The 19,589-nt window shown below is 35.2% G+C and carries 21 protein-coding genes; 5 read left to right on the top strand and 16 right to left on the bottom strand.

What is annotated here, in order from left to right:
* Window positions 1-34 precede the first annotated feature (34 nt).
* Window positions 35-976, bottom strand: coding sequence for an ATP-grasp domain-containing protein (locus DCE79_RS06735; protein ID WP_108712343.1), 942 nt, complete (start codon window positions 974-976; stop codon window positions 35-37).
* Window positions 977-1,216: 240 nt separating this feature from the next.
* Between DCE79_RS06735 and DCE79_RS06730 the strand changes: the two genes are divergently transcribed.
* Together DCE79_RS06730 and DCE79_RS06725 are read left to right on the top strand one after the other, a co-directional pair.
* Window positions 1,217-2,431 (top strand): MFS transporter, encoded by a 1,215-nt coding sequence (locus tag DCE79_RS06730; protein ID WP_168214679.1) that lies wholly within the window; start codon window positions 1,217-1,219, stop codon window positions 2,429-2,431.
* 4 nt (window positions 2,432-2,435) lie between these two features.
* The gene (locus tag DCE79_RS06725) at window positions 2,436-3,713 is read left to right on the top strand and encodes an alkaline phosphatase family protein (protein ID WP_108712341.1); all 1,278 of its coding nucleotides are present in this window, start codon (window positions 2,436-2,438) and stop codon (window positions 3,711-3,713) included.
* Between the two features lie 62 nt (window positions 3,714-3,775).
* Here DCE79_RS06725 and DCE79_RS06720 read toward each other — a convergent pair whose 3' ends face one another.
* A complete protein-coding gene (locus DCE79_RS06720) occupies window positions 3,776-5,032 on the bottom strand; it encodes a helix-turn-helix domain-containing protein (protein ID WP_108712340.1) in 1,257 nt (418 codons plus the stop codon).
* A gap of 193 nt (window positions 5,033-5,225) precedes the next feature.
* Between DCE79_RS06720 and DCE79_RS06715 the strand changes: the two genes are divergently transcribed.
* Entirely contained in the window at window positions 5,226-6,515 is a 1,290-nt protein-coding gene (locus DCE79_RS06715; protein WP_108712339.1) for an MFS transporter, read from the top strand.
* Between the two features lie 53 nt (window positions 6,516-6,568).
* On the opposite strand, the gene DCE79_RS06710 is transcribed toward DCE79_RS06715, so the two are convergent.
* From DCE79_RS06710 to DCE79_RS06685, 6 genes are all read right to left on the bottom strand, one after another.
* Window positions 6,569-7,396, bottom strand: a complete 828-nt coding sequence (locus tag DCE79_RS06710) for an SDR family oxidoreductase (RefSeq protein ID WP_108712338.1) — start codon at window positions 7,394-7,396, stop codon at window positions 6,569-6,571.
* Between the two features lie 63 nt (window positions 7,397-7,459).
* Window positions 7,460-8,629, bottom strand: coding sequence for an MDR family MFS transporter (locus DCE79_RS06705; protein ID WP_108712337.1), 1,170 nt, complete (start codon window positions 8,627-8,629; stop codon window positions 7,460-7,462).
* Window positions 8,630-8,723: 94 nt separating this feature from the next.
* Window positions 8,724-9,107 (bottom strand): VOC family protein, encoded by a 384-nt coding sequence (locus DCE79_RS06700; RefSeq protein WP_135841889.1) that lies wholly within the window; start codon window positions 9,105-9,107, stop codon window positions 8,724-8,726.
* A 115-nt stretch (window positions 9,108-9,222) separates the two neighbouring features.
* Window positions 9,223-9,432: a hypothetical protein gene (locus tag DCE79_RS06695; protein WP_108712335.1), complete on the bottom strand. Its 210-nt coding sequence runs from the start codon at window positions 9,430-9,432 to the stop codon at window positions 9,223-9,225.
* A 72-nt stretch (window positions 9,433-9,504) separates the two neighbouring features.
* Window positions 9,505-9,837 carry a redox protein gene (locus DCE79_RS06690; protein WP_108712334.1) on the bottom strand — a complete coding sequence of 111 codons (333 nt, stop codon included), beginning with the start codon at window positions 9,835-9,837 and terminating at the stop codon, window positions 9,505-9,507.
* 219 nt (window positions 9,838-10,056) lie between these two features.
* On the bottom strand, window positions 10,057-10,626 hold the full coding sequence (locus DCE79_RS06685) for a 3D domain-containing protein (protein WP_108712333.1): 570 nt from the start codon (window positions 10,624-10,626) through the stop codon (window positions 10,057-10,059).
* Window positions 10,627-10,940: 314 nt separating this feature from the next.
* Between DCE79_RS06685 and DCE79_RS06680 the strand changes: the two genes are divergently transcribed.
* On the top strand, window positions 10,941-12,290 hold the full coding sequence (locus DCE79_RS06680) for an MATE family efflux transporter (RefSeq protein ID WP_108712332.1): 1,350 nt from the start codon (window positions 10,941-10,943) through the stop codon (window positions 12,288-12,290).
* A gap of 98 nt (window positions 12,291-12,388) precedes the next feature.
* On the opposite strand, the gene DCE79_RS06670 is transcribed toward DCE79_RS06680, so the two are convergent.
* Complete coding sequence (locus DCE79_RS06670; RefSeq protein ID WP_234417350.1) at window positions 12,389-12,871, bottom strand: homoserine dehydrogenase; 483 nt, start codon at window positions 12,869-12,871, stop codon at window positions 12,389-12,391.
* 294 nt (window positions 12,872-13,165) lie between these two features.
* On the opposite strand from DCE79_RS06670, the gene DCE79_RS06665 reads away from it, so the two are divergent.
* Window positions 13,166-13,360, top strand: a complete 195-nt coding sequence (locus tag DCE79_RS06665) for a hypothetical protein (RefSeq protein WP_108712331.1) — start codon at window positions 13,166-13,168, stop codon at window positions 13,358-13,360.
* Window positions 13,361-13,406: 46 nt separating this feature from the next.
* On the opposite strand, the gene DCE79_RS06660 is transcribed toward DCE79_RS06665, so the two are convergent.
* From DCE79_RS06660 to DCE79_RS06630, 7 genes are all read right to left on the bottom strand, one after another.
* Window positions 13,407-14,978: a Na/Pi cotransporter family protein gene (locus DCE79_RS06660; protein ID WP_108712330.1), complete on the bottom strand. Its 1,572-nt coding sequence runs from the start codon at window positions 14,976-14,978 to the stop codon at window positions 13,407-13,409.
* A gap of 119 nt (window positions 14,979-15,097) precedes the next feature.
* A complete protein-coding gene (locus DCE79_RS06655; RefSeq protein ID WP_234417394.1) occupies window positions 15,098-15,355 on the bottom strand; it encodes a hypothetical protein in 258 nt (85 codons plus the stop codon).
* Window positions 15,356-15,423: 68 nt separating this feature from the next.
* Window positions 15,424-15,660, bottom strand: coding sequence for a thymidylate synthase (locus DCE79_RS06650; protein ID WP_108712328.1), 237 nt, complete (start codon window positions 15,658-15,660; stop codon window positions 15,424-15,426).
* A gap of 11 nt (window positions 15,661-15,671) precedes the next feature.
* Window positions 15,672-16,202 (bottom strand): tubby C-terminal domain-like protein, encoded by a 531-nt coding sequence (locus DCE79_RS06645; protein ID WP_108712327.1) that lies wholly within the window; start codon window positions 16,200-16,202, stop codon window positions 15,672-15,674.
* Window positions 16,203-16,267: 65 nt separating this feature from the next.
* A complete protein-coding gene (locus tag DCE79_RS06640) occupies window positions 16,268-16,963 on the bottom strand; it encodes a DsbA family oxidoreductase (protein WP_108712326.1) in 696 nt (231 codons plus the stop codon).
* A gap of 104 nt (window positions 16,964-17,067) precedes the next feature.
* Entirely contained in the window at window positions 17,068-18,429 is a 1,362-nt protein-coding gene (locus tag DCE79_RS06635) for an aspartate kinase (RefSeq protein WP_108712325.1), read from the bottom strand.
* 263 nt (window positions 18,430-18,692) lie between these two features.
* A complete protein-coding gene (locus tag DCE79_RS06630; RefSeq protein WP_108712324.1) occupies window positions 18,693-19,541 on the bottom strand; it encodes a DegV family protein in 849 nt (282 codons plus the stop codon).
* Window positions 19,542-19,589: the final 48 nt, after the last annotated feature.

Raw genomic sequence — 19,589 nt, 5'->3', positions numbered from 1 at the left:
ACTTAATATATCAATCGGCATACTTGTTATATTGCTACGCCAAATCCGCCAACTGCTCCCCCAAAAACTTCGCTAATTCCAACATTGCGAATGTTCCATAAGCATTTTCTGCATCTGCATTGTAGTTCGTATTTGTATTCACATCATATGCATACGTATTTCCCTCTTCATCGACGATAAACTCAATACCAGCAACTGCAATGCTACTGCCCGCTAAAAAAATTTCAAACTTTTCAATTAATTCTTTATATGGATTATCTATGATTTCAAACTTCATATATGACTTCGGTTGTTCTCCAACTGGGCAATATAAATCGCCAATTTGGCAAGCATCTGCTGGGCATAATTCAAAGCCTTCTGATGTATCCACTCGAACAGAGTACATATATTTTCCGCCGATAAATTCTGCGCGTGTAATAAATTGCTCTGGTGATTTAATATATTGTTGCACAAGTGTAATCCCGTCCACGGGTTCTTCAAAACGGTCACTGTACACATATTCTTCTAAAGCTTCAATCGAATAAAATAATTGTACACCTAAGCCCTTCCCTGCACGATTATGCTTTGTAATAAACGGCAATAAGTTTAGTTGTTTAGCAGCTTCAATGATTTGTACCTTTCCAACTGCTACGACTGTTCTTGGTGTTTGAATACCGAATCGTTCTAACTGTGTATATTGCTTCACTTTACTCAATTCATAGCGTAACGCTTCACTGCCATTAAATACTTTACGTCCATGGAATTCTAACCATTCTAACACAGCACCCGTTAATTCTGGTGCGTAGCGGTGGTTTCGTGTATGAGAAGAAGCACTCATACGACTATAGAAAACCCCATCTGGTGGCGCTTCTAGTAGATTAACCGTACCTTCATCTAAATGCCAAAGCTCATAAGGTAAATTTAATTGTTCGAGTCGCTTTTGTAAATGAATCGTCCATTCGTTATTTTCATGTATTACATAGATTTTCTTAGTCATACCATACACATCCTTTATTAGTCTTAAATTGATAATACATCAATTCCTACTATTTTTATAGGGTATGTTATTTGTTTGGATGCAATTCACTATTAGCTTCATTACAAAATACTCTTTTTGAAAGTATTTATTTAATAAATTCATACAATCCCTATTTTCAATAAAATGGTATAATTAAGAATATTTTATACATAAGGGGGTGTTCCTTTGAAACTGACAAGAGAAGAAAAATCATGGATTATGTACGATTGTGGGAATTCAGCGTATTCTATGGCTATTACAACTGCCTTATTTCCAATCGTATTTGGTATGTTTGACGGAGTAAATAATATGGATCTCGGCTATTTTAACTCTCTCGCAAGTATTTTAGTCGCTGTCCTTAGTCCGATTTTAGGTGCATTTGCTGACTATAAGGACAAGAAAAAACGATTCTTTACGTTCTTTGCATTACTTGGAATTATCGCAACATTATCATTCACATTTATTTCTCCAGCAAGCGGACAGTGGCAACTACTCATAATTATTTATGTTCTTTCATGCATTGGTTTTGCTGGGGCAAACATTTTCTATGATTCGTTTTTAGTGGACATTACTTCTGATGAGCGCATGGATAAAGTTTCGACAAGCGGCTTTGCATTTGGTTATATTTCAAGTGTTATTCCATTCGGGATTAGCTTAGCGGTTATTTTCTTTATGGGAATGGACGTAGCAATTGGTTATCAAATCGGATTCCTCATTACCGCTTTATGGTGGGGATTATTAACGATTCCAATGATCAAAGATGTTCGTCAACGTCATTACATCGAACCAGAACCAAACCCAATCGGCAAAAGCTTCAAACGATTAGGTCAAACTTTTTTACAAATTAAAGATTATAAAGTTGTCTTCATCTTCTTAATTGCATACTTCTGCTACATTGACGGTGTGGATACGATTATTAAAATGGTGGTACCGTATGCGACAAGTGTATTAGGTGCGGATTCATTTGATACATTTATGCTGCTTGCGATTCTATTAGTCATTCAAATTATCGCATTCCCTTGTGCACTCATATACGGTAGTCTAGCAAAAAAATATTCTACGAGAACAATGATACTTTTCGGAATTTGTACGTATATCGTATCTTGTATCTCAGCGTACTTCATTTCAGAAATGTGGCATATTTTCATTTTAGGTGCGATGATTGGTTCAGCACAAGGTGGTATTCAAGCATTAAGTCGCTCGTATTATGGAAAAATTATTCCGAAAGAACGCTCAAATGAATTTTTCGGCTTTTACAATATTTTCGGGAAATTCGCAGCCATCATTGGGCCATTTTTAATGGCCTTAACAACAACACTTACTGGTGTGGCAAGATATAGTATTTTATCAATTATTCCTTTATTCATCATCGGGTTCGTTGTATTTTTAATGCTCCCAAAAGATGCACATTTAACGACAAAAACTTCAGGGTGATTACATGAAAAGTAACTATTGTATCGTCATCTCCTATGACGCATTTTCAAAAGACAACTGGGAAAACGCACGTCATAAGCCAAATTTAGCGAAGTTAATCGCAAATGGCGCTTCGACTGACAAAGTAAAAAGTGTTTATCCAACCCTTACTTACGTTATCCATAGCTCGTATGTGACAGGTGCCTATCCAAACAAACATGGTGTTTATCATAACAACCTGTTCCAGCCGTTCGTTCCAGAAAGCGATCAAAACTGGCATTGGTTCCGTAACGACATTAAGCTTCCAACTGTATATGATGCCGCGCGAAAGAAGGGCTTAAAAACTGCAGGACTTTTATGGCCGGTATCAGGTAAAGCAAATATTGATTTCAATATTCCAGAAATTAGAGCCGTAAAAAATGAAAATCAAGCGCTAAAAATATTGAAGAATGGCAGTAAATTATTTACGCTCTCCATGGAAATAAAACATGGTAAAGTGCGTAATGGCATCGAACAACCGGAGTTAGATGATTTTACTACGCTATGTGCCATCGATACGATTAAAAAGAAAAAACCCAATTTACTGCTCATGCACTTAATCGATTTAGACGATACCAAGCATATGTTTGGAACAAAAGGCCCTCACATTGAAGAAGTCCTAAATCGAATGGATAAACGACTAGGTGACATTTTGCAGGCAGTTCAAGACGCAGGAATTTACGACGACACTACGTTTATCGTTGTTGGCGATCATGGACAACTTGATGTTCAGTACAAAGTGTATTTAAATCGTCTGTTTTTTGATAATGGCCTTATTTATGAAGAAAATGGTGAAATGAAATGGCGTGCATATGTACAGGGTGCTGGTGGTGCCGCGTATTTATATGTGCAGCCTCATGATGAAGAAGCCTTGAAATTAGCACTTCAGCTTTTAGAAGGAGCCGCACAAAATGAAGCATACGGCATTGAAGCGATTTATGATCGACAAATTTTAGATTCGATGCATATTGATGAGAACTTTTCTTATATGCTTGAAGCAAAAGAAGGCTACTGCTTTGAGGATGCTTATAACAAAGAGGTTATTGTCGATTTACATGCAGCTGGTAAAGTATACGCCACACATGGCTATTCACCTGACATTCCCGATTATACGAGTAATTTAGTTATTTCAGGGGCGTCTGTAAAAGCAGGCTATGATATAGGAAATGTCGGAGTCATTGATATTGGGCCAACTATTGCTCATATTTTAGGATTGGACTTTGAAGCCATTGATGGTCGCGCTTTAGTAGAAGCCTTTAAATAATGAAAAAAATATCCCCATGACTAACAATCAAATTTGTTAATCATGGGGATTTTCTATAAAAATTATTTTTTCATAATCGTATCATACGCACCTAAAATAAATTGTTTACCAAACAGTTCTTTAAAGTTCTTCACGCCATCGACTGCATATAAAATGTCTCGCTTCGCATTCTCTTTATCGCCCTTTTCGTAATAGCAAAGTGCACGGATTGCATAGCTACGATAATAACGAACTAAATCGATTGGATGCTGATTAACATCATACGTAACTTTGAAATCAATTAATTGGGCAAGCGCTTCATCAATTCGATCTAGCTTCCAATACGCAAAAGCATATTCGCCTTTAGCAAAATAATTAATTTCTTCTAACACTTCATCAGGTAATGTCGATTTTTTAAAAGTTGTTGCAATTGTTTTCTCATAATCCTTCTCAATATGATTAATGTAAAATAACGTTAAAATTTGTTCGACCAAAATTTCAACAGGGTCCTCTAACACTTCCGTAAGTAAGCGTATTTTCCTTAAATAAAAGGCCGCCTTTTCCCCGTTTTCATCGGCACAGTGATTAAGAAATATAAAGCGATAAAAATCATTTATACGATACAAAATTTTCTTTTCTTTTGCAATTTTCAATGCCATTTCTAAATATTTCTCAGCCTGCTTATTCTCATTCACTGCTGCATAAAGAACCGTAATATTGTAATATAAATCTAACTTTTCTAAATCACCAATTAGATCCCCGTAACGTTTTGTATAGGTTTCTCCCTTTAATAAAAAGGTCAATCCATCTTCATATTTTCGCTCTTCAAACTTATAACCTGCTAAGCGACTATACACATTTATAATTTTCGAATACGCATGTACCTGTTCATACATTGGAATGACTTCAAAAAATGGTTCGAGTGACTTATCGATACTTAATCGATTTCGCATGCCCAAATACATCTCATACAAACGAACTTCCTCATATGTTTGTCCTTTTAATTTCCCCTCTTTTACAAAAGGTTCAATCAAATCATGAAGCTTTTGTTGAAGTGCCATATAGGTATCTTTTACATATTCGTCGTTGATTTGTAAGCTTAAATCCTCTGCTTGTAAGTATAGTTCACGAACTTCTTCACTATCCCCATTTTGCATAAGCTCAGCCACGTCAATATTTAATTGTTTTGCTATATGCTGCAAGCTTTCCATAGATGGCTGTGCCTTACCATTTTCAATTAGACTTAGCATTCCTTTCGTAATACGGTCGCCTGCTACATCGGCTAACGTCATTTTTCGCGCTTTTCGTAATTCTTTTATCTTCGCTCCAATATTTAACATGTCGTCACCTCATACTATTTAGTGTACCAAATCCTTTCGTTCGTTGGTATATTTTAAATTAAATTAAACCTAATACTCTATAAGTCATTTATAAAATGAACAAATTTTAAATTTAATTAAACTTTTAATTGCAAATTGATTTTAAATGTTTTATTATTAGTTTAATAAAATTAAACAAAAGGGGTTTGGTAACATGAACGAACAATTAAAACACAAAAAGGCAACCTATCATTTGTACACATTTCTCGTAAGTAAAATGATTGGATCGCTTGGTTCTCACGTTTATGCATTTGGTATTAGTATGTATATTCTTTCTTTGACAGGTTCATCGTTAAGTTTTGCGACGAATATTTTGCTTAGTTATTTGCCGCGAATCATCTTTTCGCCAATTGCAGGTTTAATCGGAGACCGCATTCCACGTAAATGGTTAGTACTTGGTGGGCAAGCGGGTGTTATATTATCCATCAGTACATTGTTATTTTACACGCATACCGTGGAACTTTCTTTAATTGCCATATACATTACAACGGTTTTCAATAGTATTTTCAGTTCATTTTCAAGTGTTGCCTTCTCAGCATCCATTGCAAATTTAGTTGATGAGGCTCGGCTACAAAAAGCGATGAGCTTTAACCAATTAGCTCAATCGATTTCGGGAATTGGTGGTCCAGTATTTGGTGGGATGCTATTCGGATTTGTCTCAATGGAAATCTTTTTAGCTGCATTCATCGTTGCTGCTGTAATTACACTTTCACTTGAATCCACAATGAACTTTACACTTTACAAAAAAGCGGCAATTACAAATGATGGTCAAAAAGAGACGATGTTTCAAAGTTTAAAGGCCGGATTCCGCTATGTAAGTAAACAACATGTTTTACGTTCTATTTTATGGACAGCATTATGGCTAAATTTATTCTTTACAAGTATCAATATAGGTGGGGATTTTATTTTAGTCACGATTTTAAAATTAGATCCTACTTTGATTGGATTTACAGAAGCGGGTGCAGCAATCGGGATGCTTATAACATCGATTTATTTTGCTACTCGTTCGAATGTAAAGTTTCCATTAGTTTTTGTAAAACGTACGCTACTTTTAATGTCTAGTTTAATACTTATAGCGGCAATCCCTTTATTCTTTCATTTTTCGACAATCTTGAATTTCACCTTCTATTTCATTTTAATGTTGTTATTTGGTTCTTTGGGGGTTTTAACAAATACACCACTCGGAGTCATGTTACAGTTATCAGTAGAGGAAGAATATCGTGGCCGTGTATTTGGAATTGTTGAAATGATGTCGATGAGTATGATGCCAGTGGGTACCCTTTTATATGGCTTCTTATATGATATATTACCAGCGGAGTGGATTTTAATCGTAAGTGGTATGATCCTTATCATCTGTGTCCTGTTATTATTACGAACTTCTATAATAGAAATGGCACATCCTGAATTGAAAAAGGAACAACAGAAAGAAATTTTACAAGCTTAAAAGTAAAAAGCCATTCAAACATTTATGAGTGGCTTTCGTTCTATCTATTTCTATTATTGATTTTGTTGCATGGCTTGACGCATACGTGCCATGTTGGCAATCGTACCGCCATCAACTAAAATGTCTGTTCCCGTTACATAAGATGCCGCATCACTTAGTAAAAATTCTACAACTTTCGCGATTTCATCGGCATCTCCTTCACGACGTAATGGCGTATGCGCAAGTAAAACCGCCATTTGTTGACTTTGTTGTTTTTCCGCCCGCCCCATTTGAGTATCGATTGTACCTGGAGAGATCGATGTTAAACGCGCACCTTTTTCACCCCAAGCCCAAGCTAAATCTTTCACCATTTCGATTACTGAGATTTTAGAGAATGGATATGATGCAGCTGTAGAGCCTTTCGTAGCTACTTCCATTTTTTCCATGAAGCCTTCAGCTAATGGATTTTTCAGCATTTCACGCAATTCTGGTGGTGCTGGAACCATATGTGCACTCATTGATGACATACATACTGCAGCTGTTTCTGGTCCAGCAATTTTTAGGAATTCATCTAAAATATAAGCCGTACCTACTGCATTGACTTCCATAATTTTTTTCCAGTCTGCCATTGTTGGAGAAAGGCCTGCAGTATGAACTAAACCTGCTAATTCACCCATTGAAGCCGCTTTTTCAGCTAAAGCTTTTACCGCTTCACGGTTTGAAATGTCTGCTGTCATGTATTCAACTGTTTGAATACCCGCTTCTTTTAATTCAGCAGCTGTAGCAGCTAAACGCTCTTCACTCATATCCGCTAAAAGTAAAGCTCCCTTTTTCCCTAAACGTAAGGCAGTAGCTTTCCCCATTCCACCTGTTCCACCTGTAATCACATAAACTTTTGACATGTGTAGTTCCTCCTTAAGGTGGGTTACATAAATTAAAATGTTCCATCCTTTTCTATTATAAAATTAATATCTAAGCGCTTTTCGATAGACGAATATACTACTAAACATAATTATTGCAATAATACTATACATCCAATCTACGGTTGCTACTAGTAGCCATCCACCTAGAACCGGACCAATAAAACCACCTATATTTTTCAATTGTGCCGCGCCCAAATAAATTCCCTTTTGGTCTACTGGCGCAATTTCTTCAATGACGGCATTCATTGTTGGAAAGCAGAAAATTTCTCCGATTGAAAAAAGAATCATACTCGCAATGAACATCCACGCACTTTCGGAAAAGCCAAATAAAAGTAACCCGACTGCAAAGATGGTAATTCCGATTTTAAGTGAAGTATAAATAGGTATTTTCTCAATAAGCATCGTTAAAGGTAATTGTAACGTTAGCACTGTAATGGAATTCGCAACGATCACATAGGAAAATAACTTCACCCCATCTTCTACTTTTAAATCAATTAATTGTGGTAATGTCGAATCAAATTGTGCATAGCCGACTGATATTAATATACCCCCGGTGATAAAGTACAACAGTTTTTGGTCTTTTCTCACTGCATTTAAAATAGCCTGAATCTTATTGCCTGCTGCTAACTTTTGTTGTTTCATTTCATATCGCTTTAATATGATGATTAAAAAGATGCCATACGTTGCATACATCAAACCGGTAATAATAAATGGAACCGAAGCACTCGACATATTTGAAATCCATACACCTAATAACGGACCAATAACCGCCGCTATATTAATGGCTGTGTAACGAACCGAAAATAAGCGTCGTTTTTTGACATCTTCCGTAAAATCAATCATAAGGGCTTGTGTACCTGGCTCAAAAAATGATCGACAAAATCCGTTTAAGGCATTTAAAAAGACAAAATAGATGGCTGTTGGTGCAAAAGCAAAACCAATAAAAGTAAGACTCCATACAAAAACTGTAATGATAATAACGATTTTTCGGCCAAATCGATCTGTTAAATAGCCCCCTATAAGCCCTCCAAATGTTGAACATAATGGCGCGATCCCTATCGTTAATCCTATTAATAACGGGGATGCATTTAATTGATTATGTAAATATAATGCTAAAAACGGAATCGCCATAAAGCTTGCTGTTCGAGCAAAAATTGTTCCGCTTAAAATGATCCATACGAGTGGATGGAAATATTTTATGATTGCTTGCATTATTTGAACCTTTCTTATTCTCTCTAGAAACTGTATGCTCATCCTAACTTATTTACCTAAAACTGTAAATACAAAAAACAGAATTCAAATTGACTTATTCAATTGCTGCGCAAATTTCAATATAATGCCCATCTGGATCTGCAATGTACGCTACTGTTTGACCCCAAGGTTTTATAATTGGCTCTTTTATTATCTTTACCCCTTGTGCCCGTAACTGTTCAATCGTGCTTTCTACTTCTTCTACAACGAACCCCACTTCAAATGTTTGAGTAGCTGCTGAAGCTTCGGGTACATTTAGGCCAATGTCTTCTTTAATCGATTGACGTGTATTGATAGACAAGGTTGTTGCTCCAGTATTAAATTCTACATAAGATCCTTGTTGCATTTTAATGGGTAAGCCAAGCATGTCCTTATAAAAATGGATCGTTGCTTCTAAATCATTCACATAAAGTATGATATATTTCATCGTCAATTTCACAGAAAATCCTCCTTTAAACATTATCTAACTTTTCTAACTATTACTATAGAGGATTTTATCTAAAATGAACAAATAAAAAAGCAATTACAGTATGTTGTAATTGCTCGTTTTCATATTAGCGAGATGCCTTTGGTGGTTGGCAAACATCACATTTTTGTTGTTTATTTTCTTTGAATTTTTTCCAAGGCTTCTGGAATTTTGTGCCACAAGCGCACTCAAACTCTAGCTTTTGTGAAAACCCTGTAAATTCTTTTGATAATAATTTTGTATCTGTATTTTTCGTTACATATTCTTGAATTTCTTGAATTGTCCATTTTTTACTCATATTCATTACACCTCCACGAAAACCTCATTATACCATGGGAACCTCATTGATACTTATTTTTTTCTAAATGTTTTAGCTAAATATCCAATCAAATATAGTCATAATTCCTTTGAAAGCAAAGTACATGACAACAATCGCTAAAATAATCGTAATCAAACATGAAAACAATCCTGAAAAGGCGAAAAATTTCACAGTTGGTCCTTTTCGATTTCCCCATTCTTCTTTATTTTCACTTGAAACAGTATTGATTGTATTACATTCCGGACAATGTGCTATATACGTTCGTTTTTGTTTTTTTTTACCATTCATTATTTGAATCTCAGATGAGAAATGTGCTGTATTAAAATCCACTTCCATATCTTCACCGCAATTTTCACAAGAAATTATTACCTTTTTTGCTTCCATTAATGACATCTCCTTTGATCATCATCCATTATACCATCAAAAAAGATGTTCTTTAAATGCATGACCCATCATACGTTAATAATTAATCACGATGAAACAAATATTTACATGAATTCGCATTTTTCACGTGGTTTATAAACCTATAATCACGAAATTGCCCAAAAGAAAAACCTATTGATGAAATTTGAAACACCCCATCAATAGGTTACTACTCATTTTCTATGATTTTAAAACTTTAACCGTTACTGTTTTGCGGCCCCATTTGTTTGCTGTTGCTTTATTACTTAGAAATACATCAATTTTATTCCCTTTAATAGAGCCACCAGTATCTCCTGCAATCGCAATGCCATATCCTTCAACCCAAACTTTCGAGCCAAGTGGAATAATTTTTGGATCCACTGCAATTAATTTTACTGTTGGATTTTTTCTTAAATTAATACCTATTTTTGTATAGCCTGTGCATCCTTTGCAAGTAGCCGTGAACGCTGTTGCTGACATCTTAATTGTTTTCTTCACATTTGAAGGATCTGTTGCTGAAACAGTTTGTTTCTTAGCCGTGCTTGTTTGACCTTTAGATGGAATTGAAAGCACTTGTTTAACTTTAATTTGACTAGACTTTAAATTGTTTGCAGACATAATAGCTTTTACAGTTGTATTGTAATTTTTCGATATTTTAGTTAAGGTATCCCCTGATTTAACTGTATATGTAGTGGCCGCGAATGATGTGTTAGCAAAAATAAGTGAACTCATAATCACTACTGCGGTAAGTGATAATAATTTTTTGATCATACTTGAATATTTCCCTCCAATAATTGGTTTCGCGAAAAATCTTTTTGATTCAACTATTTAAGCATACCGAATTCATATTTCAATTGTATGACAGTAGTATGTTTCGAATGTTACAGTTTGATTACGAAACGTCGATTCTTGTCGTTTTAATATTACTAATAACAGAATTCTTTCAACTATCTACTTTTTAATTCCAATTTGCTTATAAATAGGCAGTAATTTATAAAAGTACTCCGTAATTCGGACTATCTAAGGCTTCCTTTTTATGGTACGATACGTAATGTTTTATGAAATTACATGAAAGAGTGAACGCATTGGAAAAAAAGACAAAGGAATTAAGTTTATTTAAATTAACTTGGCCCTTATTTTTAGAGCTATTTTTATTTATGCTCATGGGGTTAGCTGATACATTTATGTTAAGTGCTGTTTCAGATGACGCTGTTGCTGGTGTAGGAACTGCAAACCAATACATACAAATTGCAATTTTATTATTAGGTGTAATTGGAACAGGTGCATCGATCGTTGTTTCACAATATTTAGGCTCACGACTCGTGGCAGAAGCATCAAAAATTGCGGCACTATCGGTTACATTAAACGTCATTATCGGTTTTGTAAATAGTGGCTTGTTTATGTTATTTTCAGATAAAATCATGAAAATGATGAATTTACAAGGTGCTGTTTTGGAAGCAGCGCAAAGTTACTTAGCCATTGTGGGTGGGTTTATTTTTGTACAAGCGCTCATTACATCTCTTTCCTCAGTAATCCGCGTACAGGGCTGGACGAAGCAAACGATGTTCGTATCTCTTGGTATGAATGTAGTACACGTTATTTTAAACTACATTTTAATCTTCGGTAAGTTTGGTGCTCCCGAACTGGGTGTTGAAGGAGCTGCAATATCTTCAGTGATCAGTCGTATTTTAGCGGCTGTTGTTTTCTTCTGGTTACTATATCAAGCATTAGAAGTACGCATTGTAATTTCTGATTATTACCGTTTTTCAAAAGAGTATATCGGTAAAATTCTAAAAATCGGTATTCCTTCAGCATTAGAGCAAGTGCTATATCAAACAAGTCAAATTGTTTTACTCTACTATGTGACCTATATCGGTGCAGAAGCGCTGTCCGCTCGTCAATATGCCGTTAATATTTCGATGTTTACGTATTTATTTGCAATGGCAATTGGTTCAGGTACAGCAATTTTAGTAGGTCGCTATGTGGGGTCTGGAGATAAAGATCGCGCGTATAAAACGGTTTGGTTTAGTGTCAAATCTGCGCTTGTATTTACGTTAGTTATGGTAGCTCTTGTTATGATATTTAGAGAACCTTTAATGGGGTTGTTTACGGATAACGAAGATATTATTCAAATCGGTGCGAGTGTATTATTATTAAGTATTTTCCTTGAAACAGGTCGTACGATTAATATTACGATTATTAACTCTTTACGTGCCTCTGGGGACGCGGCTTATCCAGTACGAATCGGCCTCATTTCCATGATACTTATTGGTTTATCCTTAGGTTATATTTTCGTATTTGTTCTAGATTTAGGTCTAGTTGGTGTATGGCTTGCAATTTCTTGCGATGAATGGATTCGTGCCATTTTAGTTATTTTCCGTTGGCGTAGTCGAAAATGGGAACGTTATGCGATTGTCGGTCCAAATAAAAAATAACTCCACACAAACTACCCTTTTATATTGTTATTTACATTAAAAAATCCGGCTCTATCTACACATAGAGTCGGATTTCTTATTTATATAAGTAGCTACTATTATTCTTCAGTGTTTTCTACAACAGCTTCTTCTGTTTCTACATCCGCTTCTGCTTCTGCTTCTGCTTCTACATTTGTTTCAACTTCTGCTTCAACTTCTTCCGCAGATTCTTCAGCAAGTGCTGCTGCTTCTGCTGCAAGTGCTGCTTCTTCAGCTTTACGTTGTGCTGCTTCTTCAGCCGCTTTTTTGGCAGCTTCTTCGATTGGTTTGTTAACTACGCCAAGGCACCAAATAAATTCTTCCCATGCCATATTCCAACCTTTGAAGATTTCTTCAGAGTCGTCCCATTTCACTAAATACGCAAGGCCATCTTCTGTTTTAGCTAAAGATAATGTTAAATCTGCATTAACACGGTCACTAACTAATTTGATTTTTCCCTCTTCATCAAATCGTTCTTCGATATTATCTTTATCTGTAAATGAACGGCTTTGTGCAATTTCAAGTAATTCATTGCTATGAATACGAAATTTATTTTTTTGCATTGTTTTCCCAACTTCCATCAAAAATTAATTACTTTACCTATATTACTACGATTCCAAAATATTTTCGCATCTTTTTTATGGATTAAGCACTTTTTATTATTTTATCACAAAACCAACTACTTAAACCACCTTTGATTACTTCAAATAGAACGTATATTCGTTTGTTTTGTGAAATTTTCATGAAAAAATAGTGGCAAACCTATGCAGTAATTATTTCTCATAGATTACCACATTTCCACTGTTAACATTGTATTCACTAATTGGGCGTGTTAGAATTTTTCAGAGGTGAATAAAGTGAACATCATAACTGCAGGATTATTAGTTTCCTTTTCAGGCATCCTTGTCGTTGCTATCGGACTTTTTAATGTACTTCCAAATACAACGCAAACATTAAACTATGTATTTATCGGTATTGGCTGGATATTTATTTTAATTGGTATTGTCATTCGCATTATTGGTATGAAGGCAGAAAAGAAATATAAAAAATAATAAAATGGAGGTGTCCGGAAATCGCTTTCTGGACACCTCCTTTATCTTACTCGTCATTGGCCGTTTGATATTCGGCCATTCGAGCCGTTGCGCGCCAGTAATGGTATACTAAACGGTCAATCCATAGCAATGACTCTACTTTCGAAACCGCTAAATCTAATTGTGTTTCATTTGATACAGAGCGCTCAAAATATTGGTTTCGTTTATCACGACGTTCCTGTGCCATTTGCTGAGAAGTTTGCTCAAGAATAATGGAAATATCCAGCATCTTTTCTTCGTGAATTAATTTTTCTTCTATTGTCGTTAACATTTCTTGCCATTCTAGCATTAGTTTTTCTTGTAAGTATAAGGCCTCTACTTTTTGCTGCTCACGTAATACTTTAATTAATCGAATTAAATGATCCAGTGTATGTAAAATTGAAATAAGTTTTAAACGTTCTCTTTTTGAAGTCACTAAAATACCATCTAAAAATTTACGGGTACTATCAATTGCTTCCTCAATTTCTAACATTTTCTTTTCGTATTCAACGGTTACTTTTTTCACATTCATTAACATTTGTTGCGTTTTTGTTAGTTCTAACATAATCTCACGCATCGTTTTAAATGACACTTCAATTGCTACTGAAGGCATCTCAACTAAGCTGTTATCTAAATTACGCGTTAAGGCATTCTCACGTTCTGGTACCATTTTAATGAGTAAATTCGCAAATGGCTTCATAAGTGGAATAAAAATAAGTGCCCCTACTAGACTAAACAGCGTGTGGAAAATGGCCAAACCTAATGTCTGATCAAATTCTCCGGAGATAAAAACAGTAATCGATTTTGTCGCCTTAACAAAATACGAGAAAATCATTGTAACAATTAAGGCGGTAATTAGGTTGAACATTAAATGGGTCATCGCCGTTCGTTTTGCAGAAACCGATGCACCGATAGATGCAAATAGAGCGGTTGCAGTTGTACCAATGTTTTGCCCGATGACTAAATAAGCTGCTTGTTCAAAATCGATTGCCCCTGTAAATAATGCAGCTAATGTAGCAGCCATTGCCGCGCTTGATGCTTGCATAATAACGGTCATCACAACGCCGATGACGATTAATAAGAAAATCGAGATAATCGAGTCTGCTGGAATCGATTCGAATGAAATTAAATCTTGTGCAGAACCCATTCCTTGTTGAAGCATATCAATTCCTAAAAATAAAAGACCAAAACCTGCAAAAACATTTCCAAACTTCTTAATATCATTAGGTGCAATCAGAGACATAAATACTCCTATACCAATAATTGGTAATGCCATCGTTTGTAAACTAATTTTGAAACCGATTAAAGAAATAATCCAACCTGTACTCGTACTACCTATATTCGCACCGATAATAACGCCTATCGATTGCATAAAGGTTAATAACCCTGCACTAACAAAACCAATTGTTAGAAGGGTTGTGGCTGTTGATGATTGTACAAGTAACGTCATCACAGCACCGGAAATCACCGCACTAATTCGACCTTTTGTAAACGTATTTAACCATCGCTTTAATGCATCGCCGGCAATTTCTTTTAGGCCATTTGTTAACATCGTCATCCCGAGTAAAAATAGACCAATCCCACCAAAAATCGTGAGCATTCCATCACCACCAAATTGTTATTATCATTAAAATCCTATCTTATCATGACATTTACATAAAATTAACAATTATTTTACAATTTGGTTTTTCGGTATGTGACATTTACATAGCTACTATACTATCCTATCCATATCAATTCTTGCTCCATCAAGTAATACTTCAATCCATATATATCCACTTCATATGTTACTACATTTTTGTCGTTAATTTGAACATTTGTGATTTCGCCAACTTTATTTAGTATATGCGGCTCATAATATTTACGATAATGATGTGTTTCACTATCGATTTCTTCATCAATTAACACAACCTTTACTTTATCTAAAAGCTGAAAGTTGGTTTTTACCTGCTCTGAATGTACGTCAAATAAACTCATTTGCTCCAAAAAAAATCACCTGCCAAAATGTACTATTTCATACATTCGACAGGCGCTGGATTTTTCCTTTAAATTGGAAAAACTGTTTCGTTTTTATTTTGTTCTGGTTTTAAATAAATAACTAATTCTTGATTGTAAACCCCATCTATTAAATAATGATCGAGTGTGTGGCTGTCATATTGATACGTACCGAATGGGAAAGATACGCTCTCCCCCTTAACCGCAGCAAGTAATCCTGCAACGTCATGAGATACCATTTTCAGCACTTCTTCTGCTGTTTCTGTTAATACAAATACTACGTTCATCTAATTCTCTCCTATACCCCAATAAATAATGTTGCTTGTGCAATGGCGATATAATAAGCGATATCTTGAATTGGTGCTTCCTCTGAAAGTTCCAATGTGATATCGAACAATTTACTTTGTTCATTATAATTAGCAAGCCAACGTGCAATTACTTGTTCATCAACGATAAATGTAGACCAATCTTCCATCTCTTTATCAATTTTCATTTTAACATTATTTCCTGTAACGAATAGCTCGGGCACACCTATTCGCCAGTTTTCATAGTTAATAATATATTTTTTATTCGATGCAAGATTTCGTGCCTCGAACCATACTTTACCTCGGCGAAAAATTTTCTTTGTTTGAAAAATTGCTTGACCATTTTTATCGAGCACTTCATATTTCAAAAAATACCGATTATCAAAATAATTATCGAGCAACTTTTTCAATCCGTTATCATAAACCCGTTGCACACTTTGAATATGCTCACCCTGTTCATTATAAATTGGCTGCGGTACTGTTGATTTGATGTCACCTAATGATTGATACATATACTTTTGCATGAAAATCCCCTTATAAATGATGTGAATAGTTTATCAAAAATACATCGTTTTTCTATGAAAATTGTTTATATTGTACAGCCGCCATCTCCACAATTTAAATCACTTTCAATGACCTGCAAGTTTGTTGTGGCAATTTCTTTTGCCTGTAATAACGTCTTTGTAAATACTTCCATCGGCTCTACACCTTTTATACCGTAACGATTTTCAAATACAAAAAATGGTACACTTGTAATTTGAAGCTGTTGAGCATCATAACGATCCTGTGCTAATGATTGTGAAAAGCGGTCTGTGTTAATCGCTTCGATTGCTTCAGATTCTGGAATAGCCAATTCCGAACAAATTTCTAGCAACGCGGCTGAATCATTCAAATTTAAACATTTAGTAAAATACCGATGCATTACGTTTTCAACAAATTGTTGTTCCTTGTTATACAATTTGGCAAGTTTACTTAATCGATGTGCATTTTCTGTGTTCGCTAAAATGATGTTGTCAAAATCGAATGTAAGGCCTACCTCACTTGCATGAGTTTGTATCGATTCCGTTACTTCATCCAATTTATTTTGTGACAACCCTTTTAATTCAAGCATTGCTTTTTTATAAGGTATCACTTCTGTTTTGGAAGCAGATGGATTTAACGAATAGGCTTTATATTCAATAGTTACTTCATCTTGTAAATGTAATTGTTCAATTGCTTCATATAATCTCGTTTTTGCAATATAACAAAACGGACAAGCAAAGTCAGAGAAGATTTCAATTTTCATGTTAACGCCTCCTACGAGCAACCTCTAACTATTCTCACATGTTGGTTTTTATTATACAAGAAAAAAAGCCGAACCCCTTATGGATTCGACTTGTTCTCTTCATTTCAAACGATTGATATGGCTGCGAAAAACTCTTCATACAGACTTTTTAAAATCTGAACTTCGTATTGAGAACGCACGCCAAACACTAAGCTCACTTCTGATGAACCTTGGTTGATCATTTCAATATTGGCACCTGTTTTAGAAATAGCGGTTGCCGCGCGTGCTGCTAAGCCTGTGTTATTACGCATACCTTCACCCACAATAACAATCATAGATAAATCATGCCTAAAATGTACATCATCTGCGCATAATTCGGTTTTCACACGTTCGATAATGCGTTTTTCTATTGCTGCAGTTAGCTGGTTTGAGCGCATAATAACCGAAATATCATCTAGCCCTGAAGGTGTATGATCGTATGAAATGTTTTCCTCTTCAATAATTTGAAGTAACTTACGACCGAAGCCAATTTCTCGGTTCATTAAATATTTAGATACATATAATATCGAGAAGCCACCATCCGCGGAAATCCCTGTTACAGGTCGATTTGTTAGAGGACGTGTAGGTAATATGTGTGTCCCTGGTGCTGATGGATTATTTGTATTTTTAATATTAACCGGTATCCCTTGTTTATAAACTGGCATCAGTGCTTCGTCATGAAACACAGAAAAGCCTGCATAGGAAAGTTCACGCATTTCACGGTACGTAATTTCTTTAATATCAATCGGATCATTGACTATTTTCGGATTAGCGGCAAAAACGCAATCTACATCTGTAAAGTTTTCATAAAGGTCCGCTCCAACTGCAGAAGCTAATATCGAACCAGTTATGTCCGAGCCACCTCGATCAAACGTACGTAAAATTCCCGCTTTTGTATAACCGAAGAATCCTGGGAAAATAATAATTTCTTGTTCATCTTTTAATTTTTGTAAGTTTTCATATGCTTCAGGAAGTGCATAGGTACGCTCTGGTAAATCGTTGACGATTAGCCCCTCTTTCGGACTAACATATTTTGCTGGAAGACCTACCGCATTAAAATAGGTTGCGATTAACTTTGCATTATTGTCTTCACCACTTGCTTTAATACTATCAATAAATAATTCTTTATTTGAACGATCGCCTGTTACACGCTCACGTAAGTCTTGCACAATAATATCGATAATGGTGTCATCTAACCCTAAACCATTTGTAATGGCACGATAACGATTTACTACAATTTCAATTTTTGATTCAGCATCTCCACCTGCTAGTGCCGTGTCAGCTAAATCAATTAAAAGGTCTGTCACCTTAATATCATCACTTGAACGCTTACCTGGCGCAGAAACAGCGACAATCTTTCTTTCAGGATTAGACTTCACAATATTTGCTACTTTTTTGATTTGTTCTGCACTAGCGACAGACGTGCCGCCAAATTTACATACTATCATTTCATCATATCCTTACTTTCAAATTAATATTTGTCTTTGCCGAAAAAACACTTGACCTTACACAGTGTACAAATTCTCCTTGATACAGTCAATAGTATTCTGTAAATTTAGTAATCTATTTAGTCAAAATACGTATAATTTTCTAATTTGTCAATATATTATATGTTTTTTTATGAAAACGGTGTGTTCTTTAGTGGAAAATCGACATTTTAATGAAAATAAAACGGCCAACTTGATCATCATTTGTCCTTTCAACCTATTTATCATTGTTCAATTCCTGCAATTCCAAAACTACCAGGACCAGCATGTGAAGATATAACTGCACCAGCCTCCAGCCACACTACATTTTCGAATCCTTTTTCTTTCACATATTCGTTCACATAGTGTTTAATGGATTCGCTAAACCCTAAAGAATAAACTAAATAAAGTTGATGTTGACAAAGTGTATATTCTTCAAAAAAGTTATGAATTAATTTTTCTACTACACTTTCCAATATTCCATAGTACATTTTCGTAGTGAGTAGGTTTCCTTCAATTTGTTCAATACATGGCCAACTTTTTAAATATGAATTCTCCATCATGGCACTATTTTGCACACGTCCACCAGCCTTTATAAATTGAACATTTCCTGCAACAAAGGCATATTTCGTTTTTGGCACAATTGCCTCAATTTTTTCCAGTAATTGTGTCAGTTCAATCGATGGATCTTGTTTTAATTGCTCAGCTGCAAAAAGTACGATTGCACTTAACCCTCCATTTGCGCTAAGTGTGTCTATTAGATATATGTGTTTAAATTGCTTTGATGCAACACTTGCATTGTGAAAAGATTTCGATGTTTTTGATGAATAACATATGTGAACAATCGTACAATCCTGGTACTTTTCGAAAATACGATTAAAAAAATGTACATATTCTATAATTGATGGAGCGCTAGTACTCGGGGTCATATTCGTACGATCGTGATAATGTAAAATCTCATTCACTGAAACTTGCCCATCTAAGTACTTACAACCATCCATTAAAATATGCATCGGTATAATTTGTATGTTATGCTGAGTTGCTAACTTTACTGGTAAATCTGAACCACTTTCTGTTGAAATTATAATTTTCATTGTCACATTCCCCTTTCTTTCGTCTCACTGTCTTGTTACTTTTACTAT

Source organism: Lysinibacillus sp. 2017 (genome assembly GCF_003073375.1).
Taxonomy (GTDB): Bacteria; Bacillota; Bacilli; order Bacillales_A; family Planococcaceae; genus Solibacillus.
The sequence above is the reverse complement of the archived record's forward strand: the minus strand, read 5'-3'. Positions and strand labels throughout refer to the sequence as shown.